Source organism: Perlucidibaca aquatica (assembly GCF_001676655.1).
Classification (GTDB): Bacteria; Pseudomonadota; Gammaproteobacteria; order Pseudomonadales; family Moraxellaceae; genus Perlucidibaca; species Perlucidibaca aquatica.
Genome location: NZ_LZDB01000002.1, coordinates 597,808 through 615,532, shown reverse-complemented (window position 1 = coordinate 615,532; position 17,725 = coordinate 597,808). Strand labels below are relative to the sequence as shown.

The 17,725-nt window shown below is 56.0% G+C and carries 15 protein-coding genes; 6 read left to right on the top strand and 9 right to left on the bottom strand.

All coding sequences use genetic code 11. The annotated features are described in order from the left end of the window. The first annotated feature begins 123 nt into the window (after positions 1–123). Both dusA and tal read left to right on the top strand, forming a co-directional pair. Positions 124–1,092 carry a tRNA dihydrouridine(20/20a) synthase DusA gene (dusA, locus tag A8710_RS06525; RefSeq protein WP_068858864.1) on the top strand — a complete coding sequence of 323 codons (969 nt, stop codon included), beginning with the start codon at positions 124–126 and terminating at the stop codon, positions 1,090–1,092. Between the two features lie 13 nt (positions 1,093–1,105). Further along, positions 1,106–2,053 carry a transaldolase gene (gene tal, locus A8710_RS06520; RefSeq protein WP_068858862.1) on the top strand — a complete coding sequence of 316 codons (948 nt, stop codon included), beginning with the start codon at positions 1,106–1,108 and terminating at the stop codon, positions 2,051–2,053. An 8-nt stretch (positions 2,054–2,061) separates the two neighbouring features. On the opposite strand, the gene A8710_RS06515 is transcribed toward tal, so the two are convergent. Genes A8710_RS06515 through A8710_RS06485 form a run of 7 tightly spaced genes read right to left on the bottom strand, consistent with a single transcriptional unit; the run spans position 2,062 to position 12,964 of the window. After that, positions 2,062–2,562, bottom strand: a complete 501-nt coding sequence (locus tag A8710_RS06515; RefSeq protein WP_068858859.1) for an STAS domain-containing protein — start codon at positions 2,560–2,562, stop codon at positions 2,062–2,064. A gap of 2 nt (positions 2,563–2,564) precedes the next feature. Then, entirely contained in the window at positions 2,565–3,749 is a 1,185-nt protein-coding gene (locus A8710_RS06510; protein ID WP_068858856.1) for a PP2C family protein-serine/threonine phosphatase, read from the bottom strand. A 2-nt stretch (positions 3,750–3,751) separates the two neighbouring features. Next, a complete protein-coding gene (locus tag A8710_RS06505; RefSeq protein WP_082968700.1) occupies positions 3,752–4,486 on the bottom strand; it encodes an MlaA family lipoprotein in 735 nt (244 codons plus the stop codon). Between the two features lie 29 nt (positions 4,487–4,515). Beyond that, complete coding sequence (locus A8710_RS06500) at positions 4,516–5,637, bottom strand: beta-ketoacyl-ACP synthase III (RefSeq protein WP_068858850.1); 1,122 nt, start codon at positions 5,635–5,637, stop codon at positions 4,516–4,518. A 7-nt stretch (positions 5,638–5,644) separates the two neighbouring features. After that, positions 5,645–9,424 (bottom strand): ATP-dependent RNA helicase HrpA, encoded by a 3,780-nt coding sequence (gene hrpA, locus A8710_RS06495; protein WP_068858847.1) that lies wholly within the window; start codon positions 9,422–9,424, stop codon positions 5,645–5,647. A 5-nt stretch (positions 9,425–9,429) separates the two neighbouring features. Then, on the bottom strand, positions 9,430–11,103 hold the full coding sequence (locus tag A8710_RS06490; protein WP_068858845.1) for an AMP-binding protein: 1,674 nt from the start codon (positions 11,101–11,103) through the stop codon (positions 9,430–9,432). Positions 11,104–11,137: 34 nt separating this feature from the next. Beyond that, positions 11,138–12,964, bottom strand: coding sequence for a M61 family metallopeptidase (locus tag A8710_RS06485; protein WP_068858842.1), 1,827 nt, complete (start codon positions 12,962–12,964; stop codon positions 11,138–11,140). Between the two features lie 52 nt (positions 12,965–13,016). Here A8710_RS06485 and A8710_RS06480 point away from each other — a divergent pair, with 52 nt between their 5' ends. From A8710_RS06480 to A8710_RS06465, 4 genes are all read left to right on the top strand, one after another. Next, positions 13,017–14,039 (top strand): alpha/beta fold hydrolase, encoded by a 1,023-nt coding sequence (locus A8710_RS06480; protein WP_068858840.1) that lies wholly within the window; start codon positions 13,017–13,019, stop codon positions 14,037–14,039. Positions 14,040–14,058: 19 nt separating this feature from the next. Next, positions 14,059–14,658, top strand: a complete 600-nt coding sequence (locus tag A8710_RS06475; protein ID WP_068858835.1) for a LemA family protein — start codon at positions 14,059–14,061, stop codon at positions 14,656–14,658. Between the two features lie 72 nt (positions 14,659–14,730). Beyond that, positions 14,731–15,546 (top strand): TPM domain-containing protein, encoded by an 816-nt coding sequence (locus tag A8710_RS06470; protein WP_068860647.1) that lies wholly within the window; start codon positions 14,731–14,733, stop codon positions 15,544–15,546. After that, complete coding sequence (locus A8710_RS06465) at positions 15,546–16,049, top strand: TPM domain-containing protein (RefSeq protein WP_198341630.1); 504 nt, start codon at positions 15,546–15,548, stop codon at positions 16,047–16,049. The genes A8710_RS06470 and A8710_RS06465 overlap by 1 nt, the downstream gene beginning before the upstream one ends. A gap of 6 nt (positions 16,050–16,055) precedes the next feature. On the opposite strand, the gene A8710_RS06460 is transcribed toward A8710_RS06465, so the two are convergent. Together A8710_RS06460 and A8710_RS06455 are read right to left on the bottom strand one after the other, a co-directional pair. Continuing rightward, positions 16,056–16,523, bottom strand: a complete 468-nt coding sequence (locus tag A8710_RS06460) for a DUF1499 domain-containing protein (protein ID WP_198341629.1) — start codon at positions 16,521–16,523, stop codon at positions 16,056–16,058. Positions 16,524–16,540: 17 nt separating this feature from the next. Beyond that, positions 16,541–17,719 carry a vWA domain-containing protein gene (locus A8710_RS06455; RefSeq protein ID WP_068858828.1) on the bottom strand — a complete coding sequence of 393 codons (1,179 nt, stop codon included), beginning with the start codon at positions 17,717–17,719 and terminating at the stop codon, positions 16,541–16,543. Positions 17,720–17,725 lie beyond the last annotated feature (6 nt).

Genomic DNA, 17,725 nt, shown 5'->3' with positions numbered 1-17,725 from the left:
CTGGGTAGGTGTAATCTTTATCCCATGACATACTATGCTCAAGCTTACATCGATTGAAATATTTGACCTGCGCTAGTCACTCAGCGCCGAGTTTGGACCAACCCAATTTCTATACTTCCCAGCATGTTGACCCCTAAAAATCTCTCTGTAGCACCTATGATGGACTGGACCACGCGTGCTGCGCGCAACTTCCTGCGCCTGTGCAATCCGCAGGTTCGTCTCTATACCGAGATGGTCACCACGCAAGCACTGATCTACGGCGATGTGCCTCGCCACCTGCGCTTTGAAGCCGAAGAGCACCCCATTGCCTTACAGCTCGGCGGCAGTGATCTGAAGGACTTAGTGCATTGCGCCAAGCTCGGCGAGGACTGGGGCTACGATGAAATTAACCTCAATGTGGGCTGCCCCTCGGATCGCGTTCAACAGGGGCGTATTGGCGCCTGTTTGATGGCCGAGCCAGCCCATGTCGCTGAGGTGGTTGCCGCCATGCAAGCCGCTGTGAGCGTGCCGGTCACCGTAAAGCATCGCATTGGTATTGATGGTTTAGAGCACTACGACGATATGCTTAATTTCGTCGATACCGTGGCCGCGCAAGGCTGTAAGCATTTCATTGTGCATGCACGCATCGCTATTCTGGCGGGCCTTAGCCCCAAGGAAAATCGCGAAGTTCCGCCGCTGCGCTATACCGATGTGTATCGCCTAAAGCAGGACCGGCCGGACCTCTGCATTGAAATTAACGGCGGCATTAAAACGGTGGATGAAATTGTGGGGCATTGGCAGCACACCGATGGCGTCATGATTGGCCGTGAGGCCTATCACAACCCTTACTTGCTCACGCAAGCACAAACACTCTGGGGTGCCACGGATTTACCTTCGCGGGCCGATATTCTTCAGGCTTATTTACCCTTTGTGGAAAAAGAACTGGCCAGTGGTGTTCCTTTGAATCAAATCACACGGCATATTCTAGGTCTGTTCTTGGGCATGCCCGGGGGCCGACGCTTTCGCCAAGTCCTGAGCACCCGTGCGCATCTTCCCGGTGCTGGTTTAGAGGTCTTGCGGGATGCAGCGGCGCAAACTGAGCAAATCATTTAACGCGAGTCCGTGCATGAATCCGCTACAACAATTACACGCCTGCACCATCGTGGTTGCCGATACCGGTGACATCGACAGCATTCGCCGCCTGAAGCCGGTCGATGCCACCACCAACCCGTCGCTGATTCTCAAGGCCGCAAGCGACCCGGCCTATGCCGACATCCTGACGCAAGGCATCGCCAGTGCCAGCAAGCTCGCGCCCAGTCAGCGTATGACTGCCGCTATTGAGGCGGTGTCGGTCGGCTTTGGTGTGGAGATTCTGAAACACATTCCCGGCCTGATCTCGACCGAAGTGGATGCTCGTTTGTCTTTCGATGTGCCAGCCAGCTTGGCGCAAGCGCGTCGCTTGATTCAACGCTACCGTGAAGCCGGCGTGCCGCGTGAGCGTGTGCTGGTCAAAATTGCCAGTACCTGGGAAGGCATTCAAGCCGCTCGGCAGCTCGAGCAAGAAGGCATTCACACCAACCTCACCCTGCTTTTTAACTTTGCCCAAGCGCAAGCGGCTGCCGAAGCCGAAGCTACTCTGATTTCGCCGTTTGTGGGGCGCATTTTGGATTGGTACAAGGCCAAGACCGGCGAAAACTACAGCGCGGAAACAGACCCTGGCGTGGTTTCGGTACGCGAGATTTTTAGCTATTACAAAGCCTGTGGGCATAAGACTGTAGTCATGGGTGCAAGCTTTCGCAACACGGGCGAGATTCGTGCGCTGGCTGGCTGCGACAAGCTCACCATTGGCCCCGCCCTGCTCGATGCCCTGGCGCTGGAAACCGAGGCCCTCAGCCCACAGCTCAATGCCAGTGCGCTGGCCGAGCAGCCACGTCGCCCCGCACTCAACGAAGCTGCGTTCCGCTGGCAGTTAAATCAAGACGCCATGGCCACAGAAAAGCTGTCAGAAGGGATACGCTTATTTGCTGCAGACTTGGTCAAACTGGAAGCCCTGATGGCCCCACGCTTAACCTGAATACGGGCTTAATGACGTTGACGCTGCTCATTCTCAAGCGCGTCAACCAAGCTGCGGAAAGACACTTGATTACTCTCGTTCAAGCTCATTAATGTGCGGTGCGCATCAATCACACTCTGGGTAACTTCATCTTCGCTTAAACACTCCACCGGCAACTCGGCCAGCTTGTCGCGAATGGCTGCCGTGGTATGCAGAATGCGAAAGACTTGATCAAAACCCATGCTTTCCAAGATCCGCTCAATGTCCGGATTAATGCAAAGAATGACAGGCTTACCCAGCTTGCGCGTTTGCAGGGCAACCGCAATTTGCGCCAGCAGGCCTAGGGCCGTTGAGTCAATGGCTTCGGTTTCGGTGAGATCAATTAGCACGGCACGCAGGCCGGCGTCATGCAGCAAATGATCTTCTACAAAACTTTCCAGCGAGGTACACAACGGAACGCGCACGTCGCCCCGAAGCTTTAAAACGTAGGTGCCGTTATGAACGGCATATTGCATTTTGCAGGCGTCCATTTTTACTCGTCACGCTGAATCATAAGCAACGCAATATCGTCCGGGACGTCACGTACCGATGGCAGACCAAGGCGCTCGATAAGGACATCAAGCTGACCGTTGGCGGCCGTTACTTCCGCTCGCAAAAGTGCCTCCTTGGCGACTAAGTCACTGGCGGAAAGAATCTCTAGGATACCATCGGAAGCGGCGACAAGCGAAAAGCGATGCTGCAAATCCACCACATGTTCTTCATATTTTGCGTCTTGAAACAGGCCCAAGGGCAGGCCAGATCCAGCTAACTGTATGACTTCATTGCCATTGCATAAAATGGGAGGCGGATAATGCGCGCCAACGGCGTAGGTTAGTTTTTGCACATTGGTATCAATAACCCCACAAAAAACCGTGAGGTGCTTACCCGTATCGAGGGCGCGCAACTCTTCATTCATCGCGGCCATGATGCGTGCGGGCGACAACAAAGACACGGACGTTCGCTTTTCAAAGTGGCGTCGTATGCGATTCGTTAAGGTTTTCAGGAAGACGGTGACGAAGGCACTGGAGGCGCCATGCCCCGACACATCCGCCAAATAGAAGGCGGTTCGGCCCGCGCCCAAACTAAAGTAATCGACAAAGTCGCCAGACAAATACAGCGAGGGCAAGGTGAAGTGACTCAGCCGCAAACCGTTGGTTTCATGCGGGCTGGGCGGCAACATACGGCTTTGCACCTTGCGCCCTGCTCGCTGATCCATTTCCAGCAGTTTTAAGCTGTGTGCCAATCGCTCATTGGTTTGCTCAAGCTCCAACCGGACGCGTTGATTTTCTTTTCGCAAACTAAAACGCTCAACGGCGCGATGCACAGACACCCGCAGAATATCGTCGTTCAATAGCGACTTAATGAGAAAGTCACTGGCACCTTCTTGCAGTGCATTAACGGCTTCATTTAAGGAGGCAGATTCGGTGATAACAATCACCGCAGATTCGGGCAATTCATGCAGCAAGGCTCGCAATAATTGCGAGCCATTCGCCAGGGCTAGCACGAGGTCGCCAATGATCAGCGAAGGCTGCAAATTCCGAGCTAAGGCAAAGCCGGCATCGGCATCCGCCGCACTGACCACCGAGAAGCCATCCAGCTGCAGCCAGCCTGAGATGCGCTTGCGTTGGTCAGCGTCCGCGTCGATCACCAGGATAGTACCTGGCGATGTGCGACTCATGGTTAGAAGGGGCCCGAAGCAGCATCACTGCTGAGTGAATCATCCAGAAATTCATCTTTCGTTAAAACACCATCGGCAATGGCAAATTCACGCTGCTGTAGGTAGTAGTCGCGAATAAACAGATAGCGATCCCCCTCAATGGCTTTTTCAGCATTGAGCAAGTCCGCACGCGTATCGGTCACATCCAGTGCAGTCATAACAAAGCGCGCTGTTTGTTCTGCGTAGCGGCGCGGATCGCAAGTCATATCAGCCACTCGCCCACCCGTGTCGCGCACGGTGCTAGGACCCAACAAAGGCAGCATCACATAAGGGCCGGGCTTAACGCCCCACACGGCCAGCGTTTGCCCAAAATCTTCTTTCTGGCGCGGCAAGTCCATGTGTTGCGCCACATCCAAAATACCCGCCAGGCCAAACGTGCTGTTAAACATCAGGCGAGCGGTTTGCCCGGCGGCATCGTGCGGTTTGCCTTGCAGCAGCTGGTTCACAATGGTGATGGGCGTAGCCAAGTTATTAAAGACCCGGGTAATAGCATCATCGACCACGGCAGGCATTAAGAATTGGTAGGTTTTTGCAACAGGCTTAGCGACATAACGATCAACAGATTCGTTAAAGCTAAACACGCCCCGATTAAACGACTCCCAAGGGTCGGCAGGATCATGTGTCGCCGCCGCTGCGCCGGAGACGCTGGTGAACGCCCAAAGCGCGACTATCCCTGTGAATTTCGTGATGGCCTTCATGTGCATCTCCCTACCCTTAAAAGCTGTCATTAACAGCGACGAACAACCACGCTACCAATGGAATAGCCTGCACCAAAGGAGCAAATCACCCCCACATCCCCCGCAGCCAAATCGCGGCGGTACTTGTGAAAGGCAATGATAGAACCCGCCGAGCTGGTGTTGGCGTATTCATCCAGAATGACCGGTGCATCATCACGACTAAACTCACGCCCCAGTACACGCTTGGCAATGAGCTCATTCATGCTCAAATTTGCCTGATGCAGCCACAGCCGTTTCAGGTCATTCACGTTTAGGTTCAGTGACGTACTGTGCGCCACAATTTGTTCCGCCACCATCGGACAGACCTCTTTGAACACCTTTCGGCCTTCCTGACGGAACAGCTTATCTCGCGTGCCCACACCAGACTCATCGCAGCGATTTAAAAAGCCAAAATTATTGCGGATGGCATTGGAGAACTGCGTGACCAGACGAGTCCCCAGCACCTCATACGCGCCGTCTACCGTGCAGGTTTCCGCCGCTTCCACGACCATGGTGGTGGCCACATCGCCGAAAATAAAATGGCAATCGCGATCGCGGAACTCTAGGTGAGCGGAGGTAATTTCTGGGCTAATGACCAGCACACAGCGTGCTGAACCCGAGCGAATGGCATCGACCGCATTCTGCAAGCCAAAGGTGGCTGACGAACAGGCCACGTTCATGTCGTAAGCAAAGCCGCCGCAACCCAGTGCGTGCTGAACCTCAATGGCCACGGCTGGATAGGCGCGCTGCATGTTTGAGCAAGCCACAATAATGGCGTCGACATCCGCCGGCGTTTTACCCGCTTGAGCCAAGGCTTCACGCGCGGACAGGACGGCAATTTCGGCTTGGATACCGAGCTCATCGTCGGCACGTTCAGGAATGTGCGGAAACATGCGATTCGGATCAATCACACCCGATTTATTCATGACATAGCGCGACTTAATGCCCGATGCCTTTTGAATAAACTCGGAGCTGGATTCGGCGAGCGGGCTCACAGTGCCCTGAGCAATAGCGTCGGCATTCGCCTCGTTAAAACGCTGTACATAGGCATTAAAGGCAACCACCAGCTCATCATTACTGATGGATTCACTGGGGGTATACAAACCCGTTCCGCTAATCACCACACGTTGCATAAAAACCTCACATCATGAGTTGCGACCACAGCCGATCTAAGCGTTCGGCAGATACCGGGACGGCGGTCTTTAAAGGCTGCGAGAACACGGAGATACGATACTCCTCTAGCAACCATCGATACGATGCCAAAGGCGCAATATCTTGCCCTCGGCGAATTTTATCTTCATACGCTTGGCGCAATAGTAGCTCGCGCCGCTGCAACTCTGCGCTGCCTTTATCATCGCGCAGCAGATTGTTACTGAGCTTATCCAAGCGCAATAACATGGCCTTTAAATAGCGCGGGAACTGCTGCCAACGCTCAGCCGGAAAACTACGCAAACACTGGGCTAAGTTCAATGCCGCCAACTGCCCTTCCAAATCCGTTCGCGCTAAGGCAAAAACCGGCTGCTGCAATGCAGCACAGCGCTGCCGAACTTGATGCGCCAAACTGTAAATCTGCGCCACCACCACAGCCAACTTCAAACCTTCCGGCACCAGGCGCGGTCGCACCTTTTGCAAGGCCGCATCAAACTGTGACTGAGTGTAAACCAGCGCAGGTTCAGTGACCAAGATTGCCGTCACCACCGCGCGTCCGAAATCGACGGCGAGTTGTTCTTTTTTCAGCCACTGTGCGGACTGCAAGAGCAAGCCGGGCTGATCGGCAAGCGCTTTCGTTAATGACTTCATTTCCGCTACACAGAGCGAGCGCATCAACTCCGCCACACCCTCGCGGTGCAGCTGCTCCGCTTCCTCTTGGCGAGCCATCAAGCGCAGCGCCAGACCCTGCTCCGTCAGTTGCAAGGCGGGATAGGCACGACTCGGTAGTCCGCGTTGTTGCGTTTCAATTAACGTGGGCATATCACCGAAATCCCAACGCGTAATGCCACTGCGCTCCCACTGCTGACGGGTGGGCTGATCGGCCACCGCTTGCGCTTGCGGATGCTGACTGAGCTGAACGCGCAAACGACCTAAGTCCCGACCTTTGGCCAGCACCTGATCGCGCTCGCCAAGCACACGAACTTGCATCCTGAAATGCGGGTCCAGCATGTCCACGGCCCAGTCTGCGGATTGAATTACCACACCCCGCCGCGTCAATGCCTGCGACAGCACCGGCAGCAACTGACCTTCACCAAAGCGAATTTGATCCAGCACCATTGCCACCGTGTCGGGCAAGGGCACCATTTGACGACGCAGGGCTTTAGGCAGAGCACGTAACAGCGCATCAATTTTGTCGGCGATCAGGCCCGGCACCAACCAGTCCAGTTTTTGCGCCTCGATATCTTGCAGCAGGCCCAGCGGCACGGTGACGGTCACACCATCATCGTCATGGCCAGGCTCAAACACATAGCTCAGGGGCAGCTCATGGCCGGCCAACCGCAGGCTGTCGGGGAACAAATGGGCGGGATGTTCGGCAGACTTCGCCAGCACATCGTCTTCTTGCATGAAGAGCAGGCGCGGCTCGTCTTTTTCGCCGCGATGACGCCAGTCTTCAAACGTTTTCAGGCTGGCGATATCGTCGGGTAAGCGGGCGTCGTAGAACTGAAATAGCGTTTCTTCATCCACCAATAAGTCGCGGCGGCGGGCCTTGTCTTCGAGCTGCTGAACTTCAGCGACGAGCCCTTGGTTGTGCTTCAGGAATGGCGCCTTGAGGTCACAATCTCCTGCCACCAAAGCGGAGCGGATAAAAATTTCACGGCAAATGCTGCGGTCTATCTTTTCGTAATTGACCTTACGCTTCGCATGCAGGATCAAGCCGAACAGGGAGGTTTGCTCATAGGCCATGACCCGACCCTGGCGACGCTCCCAATGCGGCTCGGCATAGCTGCGCTTAAGCAGATTGCCCGCCAAATGTTCAATCCATTCCGGCTCAACTCGCGCAGTCAGGCGCAGATACACACGCTGCAGCTCCACCAATTCCGCGGCCATGATCCATGGCGGTCCTTTGCGTGCCAGTACCGAGCCGGGAAAGATCATCGCCTTTAAATTACGCGGGGCCAGATACTCGCGATCCTCGCCCTTTTGTGCGATCTGCGATAGCAGCCCCGTCAGCAAGGCGCGATGCACGGCCTCATAGGGCGCGGGCTCGCGATTGATGGGTAGCTTCAACATCTCCACCATTTGCACGAGCTGCCGATACGTCTCTCGCCATTCGCGCAGGCGCAGCCAAGACAGGAAATGTTTGCGCGCAAACTCGCGACGCTCGCGCTCGGTCAGGGTCTCTTTTTGCGTCTGCAAAACCTGCCATAGCTTCACAAAAAAGAGAAAATCCGAATCCGGATCACGAAATTGCGCATGACGCTCATCGGCTGCTTGCTGCTTATCATGCGGACGATCACGCGGGTCTTGCACCGACATGGCCGCCACAATAATCAGTACCTCCTGCAAGGCACCTAATGGGGCCGCCGCTACCACCATGCGCGCTAAACGAGGGTCCAACGGCAGTCGCGAGAGCTGACGACCAATCGGCGTGATGCGACGCTGCCTATCCACGGCGCCCAGCTCATCCAGCAAGCGGTAGCCATCGTTGATTAGGCGAGAGTCTGGCTCATCCAAAAAGGGAAAGCGCTCAAGCTCGCCAAGCCCCAGCGTTTGCATCTGCAAGATCACTGCCGCCAAATTGGTGCGGTGAATTTCGGGGTCGGTAAACTCGTCGCGGGCTAGGAAATCCGCTTCGCTGTAGAGACGAATGCACAGCCCCGGCGCGATACGGCCACAGCGACCCGCGCGTTGGTTGGCGCTAGCACGGGAAATCGCTTCAATGGGCAGGCGCTGCACTTTAGAGCGATACGAGTAGCGACTGAGACGCGCAAAACCAGGATCGATGACGAAGTGAATATTCGGCACCGTGAGCGACGTTTCTGCAACGTTGGTGGCAATGACGATGCGCCGGCCCGTGCCCCGCGCAAACACCTTTTGCTGTTCGCTCACGGACAGTCGTGAATACAGCGGCAAAATCTCGGTGTGTGGCGGGCCGTACTTACGCAAGGTATCTGCTAGCACACGAATTTCGCGCTCGCTGCTCGAAAAGATCAGAATGTCGCCACGGCCGACCTTACCCTGCTTTCGCTCGTGTTGAAGGCTCTCGTAGTGAAGGCACTCCTCCACCGCTGCCACCACCGCTCGCGGGATGGCCTCCTCGATCTCGTCAAAGCCCTCGTCTTCGCTGCTCGCCGCTGCGTCCAGCGCTATCGGGCGATACAGCATCTCCACCGGGTAGCTGCGCCCCTGCACGACAAACACCGGGGCATCGGCAAAGTGTTTGCTGAAGCGCTGCACATCGATGGTGGCCGAGGTCACGATCACTTTGAGATCAGGCCTTTTGGGCAACAGCGTGCGCAGATAGCCGAGCAGAAAGTCGATGTTCAGACTGCGCTCGTGGGCTTCGTCGATGATCAGGGTGTCATAGGCTTTGAGCAGACGGTCACTGGCCAGCTCGGCCAGCAAAACGCCATCGGTCATCAACTTGAGGTAGGTGGTTTCAGCCGTTTGATCGGTAAAGCGCACCTTATAGCCAACGCCGGCACCGAGGGTTGTGCCCAGTTCTTCGGCAATGCGCGTGGCCACTGTGCGTGCCGCGATTCGGCGCGGCTGGGTATGGCCGATCAAGCCGTGGCGACCACGACCGGCCGCCAGGCAGATTTTAGGAAGTTGCGTGGTTTTACCGGAGCCGGTCTCGCCGGCCACGATTACCACCTGATGCTGCGCGATGGCAGCGATCAGTTCATCGCGTACCGCCAGCACCGGCAAATCGGCCGACCAGTCAATCTCGGTCGGAACCTGCGCGGCGCCTTGGTACGCTTTAACCACGAGCCTCAGGCGCCGCGCAGCTCGCGACGCAGAATTTTGCCGACGTTAGTCTTAGGCAAATCTGCGCGGAACACGATAGTGCGCGGGACTTTGTAGCCCGTCAGGTTGGCACGAAGATGTGCCATCAGAGCCTCTGAAGTTAGCGCCGGGTCTTTCTTGACCACAAACAGCTTCACCACTTCACCAGACTTCTCATCGGGCACACCCACCGCTGCACTCTCCAAGACGCCGGAATGCAGCGCAGCCACATCTTCAATTTCATTGGGGTAGACGTTAAAGCCAGACACCAAAATCATGTCTTTCTTACGGTCTACGATACGCAGATAGCCATCGGGCTGAATCACTGCGATGTCGCCGGTTTTCAGCCAACCGTCGGCATCAATCGTTTCGGCCGTGGCATCGGCACGCTGCCAGTAGCCTTTCATGACCTGTGGGCCGCGCACGCAGAGCTCACCGGCATCGCCGATTGGGGTGGTTTCGCCATCGTCGCTGATGGTTTTCAGCTCGGTGTTCGGTACGGGCATGCCAATGGTGCCAAGGCGAATGGCATCCAACGGGTTCATGGTCACCACCGGTGAGGTCTCGGTCATGCCAAAGCCTTCACAGATACGGCAGCCAGTCAGCGCTTCCCACTCTTCCGCTGGCTTCATTTGCATGGCCATACCGCCCGCCACGGTCAGCTTCAAGGTCGAGAAGTCGAGCTGACGGAATTCCGGGTTATTCAGTAGCGCCACAAACAGCGTGTTCAGACCTGCCATAGCGGTGAATGGCCAACGCGCCAGTTCCTTCACAAACGAGGGGATATCGCGTGGGTTGGTGATGAGAATGGAATGACCACCCAGCTCCATCATGCCCAAACAGCACACGGTGAAAGCAAAGATGTGATACAGCGGCAGCGGAGCAATCATGATCTCCTTGCCGGGATTAAAGCTGGAGGTCAGCACGGCACGCATCTGCAGCAAGTTGGCCACCAGATTGGCCTGCGTCAGCATGGCGCCCTTGGAAACGCCCGTGGTGCCGCCGGTGTACTGCAGCACAGCAATATCGGTTGCCTGTGCGGTTTGATCCACACAGGGGCGGCGCTTGCCGAGCTTCATCGCTTGAATGAACGGAATAGCGGTAGGCAGTGAGAATGCGGGAACCATCTTCTTCACATGCTTTACCAAGGCATTAATGACCTGACGCTTAGGCGTCGGCATCATATCGGCCAGCTCTGTCAGGAACAGGTATTTGATGCCCGTTTGCGGCAGGACTTCCTGCACCAAATCACCAAAGTTGGCCAGGGCAACCAGAGCCTTCGCACCGGAGTCATTGAACTGGTGCAACATTTCGCGGGCGGTGTAGAGCGGGTTGGTATTCACCACCACTAAACCGGCGCGCATCGCACCAAAGACCACCACCGGGTATTGCAGCAGGTTCGGCATTTGCACAGCAATACGGTCGCCCGGTTTCAGATCCGTATGGTTTTGAATATAGGACGCAAACGCATTGCTTAAACGATCCAAGTCGTTATAGCTCATGGTTCGGCTGGCAAAGGCCACACTATTGGTAAATGCCGGCGCGTCGCCAAAACGATGGCAGGCCTCATGGAACACTTCCAACACCGAGTGGTAAGCCGCTGTATCAATTTGATACGGTACAGAAGCTGGGTATTTATCTTTCCAAAATTCAGCAGACATAGGGCACGCTCACGTCGTTTTTATTGTTGGTGGTTCAGGGTAAAGGTAATGCCACGCTGGGCGTCAACATCCATTGTTCAGCGGCTTGGCGCTCAGCCATGTCATCAGGCCAGGGCAAGTAACAGGTATCCATTGGCGCCGCACTAAGCTGACAGCGGGTCGCCAGCCATTCATCGCGACGGAAAGCATACACTGAGATAGTGTCGCCGACAGCTCGTTGCTGCAGTCGTTTGTCCCAAGTTGAGTGATTTACACGCAAACCGTCGATGGCCACGACAATATCGCCTGCGGATAGGCCTGCTTGCTCGGCTGGACTGCCGGATTGCACAAAGGTCAGCTGCACACCGCCCTCACTGGCCTGCGTTTTCACGCCCAGCCAGGGTCGGGGTGCAGACCCGGTGCCGGGCCGTCCGCCGGCATCGCTAGCCCCTTCGCTTGCGCGCAGTGTCGGCTTTAACCCAAGGTCACGGAGCAGGCCCTGCCAAGGCAACTCTTCCGTGGCGTGCAGGGCCTTGTCGAGCAAGTCATTCATGGCGGGACCGGCAAGCTCAACCAATATGTCGCGAATATCCTGCTCCACAATTCCGGTTTGCGTTAACGCAAAGCGTCTCCAAAGACGGCGCATCAGCGTATCCAAGCTGTGCTGCTGATGCGTCAGGGCGCGCAGGGTTAAATCGAGACACAAGGCCAACAACGCCCCTTTGATGTAATAACTAACGACGCTATTGGGTGAGTTCTCATCACTTTTGTAGTACTTCGTCCACGCATCGAAGCTGGACTGAGCCAGCGTTTGGTGCTCCCGTCCCGGTGTGCGGATATGACGCGTAATATGCTGAGCTAAGAGCTCTAAGTAGCTGCTGGGACTAATAAGACCGGTACGCACCAGAAACAGATCGTCGTAGTACGAGGTCACGCCTTCAAAGAACCAAAGCAAGTCGGTATGTACTTCTCGCCGCAGGTCATAGGGCATAAACGCCTGAGGCTTGAGCTGCTTCACATTCCAACTGTGGAAGTACTCGTGACTGCATAGCCCCAACAAGGCGCGATAACGATCGCTGGGTTTGCTCTCGGACTCGCCCAACGCCGGCAGGTCGTCACGACTGCACAGTAAGCTGGTGGAGCTGCGGTGCTCTAGGCCGCCATAACCCTGCCCCACCACCATGATTTGAAAAAGATAAGACTGAAACGGCGCGGGTGCACCAAAGAAAGCGATTTGCGCCTCGCAAATAACCCGCAAATCACGGACTAGGCGAGGCACATCGGCATGAAACTGTCCGGTAATGGCAATGGCATGTGGAACGCCCGCCGCTTCAAACTCGGCATAGGTGAAGCGCCCCATTTCAACCGGATGGTCAATCAAGGCGTCATAGTTTTCAGCGCCATACAGACCAAAGCCCAACGACTCAGCGCTTAGCTTGGGCAAAGTCGTGGCGACCTGCCAATCGCTCACCCCTTCTGGACAGCACAGCGCCACACTCACCGGATCGGCCTCCTGGCCGGCCACGGCCAAAAACAATGAGGTGCCATTGAAATAGCCGTGATGCTGGTCTAAGTGCGCGGATCGTACCGACAAATCCCAAGCATAGACCTCGTAATGCACGGTTAATGGCCCTGTAACCGGCGCACATTGCCATGACGATTTATCTAAGGCGCGGCAGGTTACCGTCTGTCCATTCGCATCGCAGGCATTCAATTTCGTGATGTTGCGAGCAAAGTCGCGAATCATGTAGCTTCCGGGTATCCAATCAGGCAGCCAGAGACATTGGCCTTGTGGGTCCGGTTGTGCGATGGTCAGCGTGACTTGAAACCGATGCGACGCGGGTACGGCGCTGGCAACCCGGTAATGAATAGCCGCTTGCATACCGGCTTAGCTCCTACTAAAAAGACGATACTTACTGAGGTCGGGCAGCATAATGAATATCGCACCTGCTGAACATATTACCGAAACCGATGCCCAAGGCGTTGAGTTCTTGCTGGCCGAAGATGGTCACGCCATTCCCTTGCGACACTGGCCCGTCGCGCACCCCAAAGCGCTTATTCATATCGCGCACGGCATGTCTGAACACAGTGGCTTATATGCTGATGCCGCAGCGGTGTTCAACGCCGCCGGTTACGCGGTCATGGCTCACGATCACCGCTGCCATGGACTGTCTGTTCCCATCGACAAATTGGGGCAAGTCAGTGAGCACCAGCATTGGGAAGCCGTTTGCGCTGATATGCGTAGCGTGAATGTGCATGGCAAATCGGTCTATCCCGATGTGCCTTGGATCCTCATTGGCCACTCCATGGGCTCATTCATTAGCCTGTCTTTCGCCGAGCGTCACTCCCAACATATTGATCTTCTCGTACTCCAAGGCACGAACTACGAAGCCCCCTGGTTCACCTGGGCCGCGCACTGGTTCGCCGCGTTTGAGTGCTGGCGTCAAGGCGTGAATGCCCGCAGCCCCATCATTCACGCGCTCACCTTTGGCAAATTTGCGCGCGCCTTTAAACCGGGCTCCGACTACGACTGGCTCTCGCGAGACACGCAGTTTGTGCAACGTTACTTGGATGACCCCCGCTGTGGGGTGACCTGCTCCAATGGCTTCTGGCGCGACCTACTGGAAGGTTTAAGCCGAACCCAACGCATGAGCAATTTGCGTAAGATCCGTAAGGACCTGCCGATTTATTCGTTTGCCGGCGCCAAAGACCCCGTGGGTAAAGAAGGTGTGACCGTTGCGACGTTGGATGACAAGCTCGAAACGGCTGGCATGCGCGACGTCACCCTGAAAATCTATGAAGATGCCCGCCACGACCTTTTCCACGAAACCAATCGTGCTGAAGTCCTGAGCGACCTCATTCAGTGGCTGGATGACACCCTAGTGCGTGTAGCTCAGCCCGCTTGCACCCTGAAACCCGCCCAAGAGCCCGCAGCTTGGCTGGCTGGTTCCGCCTAATCTAAGTAATGGACAGACAATGACAATACAACGCTCGCTATTTGCTTTCTTCACCCTACTCACTTCACTGCTGATGACCAGCTGCGGCTACAACACATTGCAGGCGCAAGACGAAGCCATTAAGGCCAGCTGGGCCGAGGTGCTTAACCAATACCAACGGCGCAGCGATTTAGTGCCCAACTTGGTGAATACGGTGAAGGGCTACGCGTCGCATGAAAAAGAGGTTCTGATTCAGGTTACCGAGGCGCGCGCCAAAGTTGGCAGCATTCAAATGGATGCAGACAGCGTCAATGACCCGGCCGCACTGAAACGCTTTAGCGAAGCCCAAGGCGGGCTCACCTCGTCGTTGTCCCGGCTTTTGCTGGTTACCGAGAACTACCCGCAGCTGAAGTCTGATGCCTTGTTCCGCGATTTACAGGCGCAACTAGAAGGCACTGAAAACCGCATTACGGTGGCGCGTAACCGCTACATTCAAGCCGTGCAGAGCTATAACACCACGGTTCGCTCCTTCCCCAGCAACCTCACCGCCATGGTGGTTGGCTTGCAGGTTAAGCCGAGCTTTACCGTTGAAAATGAAAAGGCAGTGAGCACCGCACCTGCCGTGAACTTCGGTCAATAAGTGCGGGCTTTCGGCGCTGTTCTGCTCAGGCTGAGCTTGGGCCTGATATTAAGTATCAGCTCAGCGCTGAGCATGGCGGCAGCCGAACTTTCGCCTGCCAGCCTTAGCTCAGAAACCCCTGTTCCCGCCTTGCAGCAGCGAGTCACTGACCTGACCCAAACGCTCAGCGCCAGCGACCTACAAACACTGGAGCAGCGACTAGCCACCTTCGAGCAAGAAAAGGGCAGCCAACTTGCGGTGCTCATGGTCGCCACTACCGGCACTGAGGGCATTGAACCCTTTGCGATTCGCGTCGCAGAGCAATGGAAACTAGGCCGCAAAGGTGTCGACGACGGCCTCATCCTCGTCATTGCTAAAGATGACCGTCGTTTACGCATCGAAGTGGGCTATGGCCTAGAAGGGGTGATTCCAGACGCCATTGCCAAGCGCGTGATCAGTGAAACCATCGTGCCTCGCCTGAAAGCGGGCGACTATGCCGGTGGTATTGATGCCGGCATGACACAGCTCATGGCGCTGATTGACGGCGAGCCTCTTCCCCCTCCCTCTCGTCAGGCTTCACAGTCCTCAGAAAATAACCCGCTGGGCATGGCACTGATGGCCGCGATGGTGGTCGGGCAAATTTTACGCAGCCTACTGGGGCCTGTTTTAGCCGGCGGCATCATCGGGCTGGGCTTGTTTGGGCTGACCTGGCTCATCACGGGTGCGCTGGGCATGGCCCTCATGCTCGGCTTGAGCGGATTTTTTGTCACGCTGCTGGGCATTATAGGCTTACTCAATCAAGGCGGCAGACGCGGCGGCTTTGGCGGCATGGGCGGTGGAATGGGCGGTGGTGGTTTTGGCGGCGGCGGTGGTGGTTTTGGTGGCGGGGGAGCATCCGGCAGATGGTAATGCAACGATTGAAACGTATGCTTAAACACGGCCTAAGCAGTGACTGGCAGCGGCGTAAATGTTTCCCCAGTCAGAGCTTGGATAAGATCGAGGCGGCCATCCGAGACTGTGAGTCGGCTCATGCCGGTGAGATTCGCTTTGCCGTGGAAACCGCGCTGCCCTTTCGGGCACTGTGGCAAAACCAATCACCGCGCGAACGCGCCATAGCGATTTTTGCACAGCAGCATGTCTGGGATACCGAACACAACAACGGTGTCTTGGTTTATGTCTTATTGGCCGAGCGGGATGTTGAAATCGTTGCCGATCGCGGCGTGGGGAATACGCGGGTCAATGCCCGTGAGTGGGAGGCCTGCTGCCAGGTGATGGAAGAGCACTTCCGCCGAGGTGAATTTGAGGCCGGTGCTGTTGCAGGTATTCAGGCTGTGGCAGCCGTTTTGCAGCGACACCCACCGGCCCTGCCTGATGCAGGCAATGAACTGCCCAACAGCACCATCCTGCTCTGACGGCGCTTAAAGCTGAGATCGAATCGCTTCAATTCGCTTGCGGTTGGCACCCAGATCACTGTAGCCCAAACGCGACGCTGAACGCACATGCACCACGCCGCGATCGGCATCAAGTGCAAACTCCACATCATCCACATAACCCATGAGTGGGCTGGTGAATTCGGCATACACGTAGCTAGGCGTTTGCTGAATCACCTTAGCCCCTTTCTGCGCCGCTACCACGCGAGCTACTTTGGCGAAGTATACGTTGGCATCGCCCTGCACCTTAAACGGCAAAATAGCGGCGTAATGGCCGGGCGCTGCCTGACTATTCACCGAGTTAGGCTTACTTGAAGGGGGCTTCAAATAGCCATTATGAAAGCCCAAATCGGTGGGTCTGCTGCCAGAGAATAGTCCCATCATACTTCCCCAAGAGTTTGCGCTGACGCAAAGCATCAGCAGGAAAAAAAGGCCGGTGCGGCGTGGTGCTGTCATTGGTATTGGCTCACGGCTTATTTGCTCAAATAACGCATGGCGTCTTCGATGCCTTTCAGCGTCAAGGTATGCATGCGATTCTCCAGTAGCTGCAACGTCATTTCGGTCGATGGCGTCATCTTCCAGTGCTTTTCCGGCTCCGGATTCAGCCACACCACTTTCTGAAAATGATTGGTTAAGCGTTGCATCCAGACTGCGCCCGGCTCTTCATTGAAATGCTCGACCGAGCCGCCCACCGACTGGATCTCATAGGGCGACATGCTGGCATCGCCAATAAATATCACGCGATAGTCCGACGCATACTTGTGGATGATGTCGTAGACCGAGGTGCGCTCGCTCCAGCGCCGGAAGTTGTTCTTCCACACCGACTCATAGAGGAAGTTGTGGAAATAGAAGAATTCCAGATGCTTGAACTCGGTTTTGGCCGCCGAGAACAGTTCTTCGCAGACACGCACATGCGGGTCCATGGAGCCGCCCACATCAAAGAACAACAGCACTTTCACCCGATTGCGACGCTCAGCCACCAGCTTGATGTCGAGCATGCCGGCGTTGTGGGCGGTGTGGCGGATGGTGTCATCAATATCGAGGATTTCTTCCGCACCCTGACGCGCAAAGCGACGCAGACGGCGCAGTGCCAGCTTGATGTTGCGAATACCGAGCTCAACATTGTCATCGAGGTTGCGGAACTCGCGCTTCTCCCAGACCTTGACCGCGCTCTTGTTGCGCGACGGCCCGGCCATGCGGATGCCTTCCGGATTCGCGCCGTAAGCACCAAACGGTGAAGTGCCGCCGGTGCCGATCATTTTATTGCCGCCCTGATGGCGCTTTTCCTGCTCGTTCAAGCGCTCCATGAATTTCTTCAGCAGCTCTTCCAGCGAACCAGCCTTCTGCAGCTCGGCCAGCTCTTCCGGCGACAACTGCTTTTCCAGCTCTTTACGCAGCCAGTCTTCCGGAATCTGCTTGCTCAGATCGTCCATCGACAGGCTATCGAGGCCATCGAAGTAGGCCTTAAACGCACGGTCAAACTTGTCAAAATGGCGCTCATCCTTGACCAGCGTGAGCTTGGCCAACTGATAGAACGCCTCTTGATCGGCATAGACTAAGCCAGACTTCAGCGCCGCATTGAGGTCGATGAGCTCACGAATGCTGGTCGGCACTTTGAAGTCACGTAACGTCTGAAAAAAATGGACCAGCATGGGAGC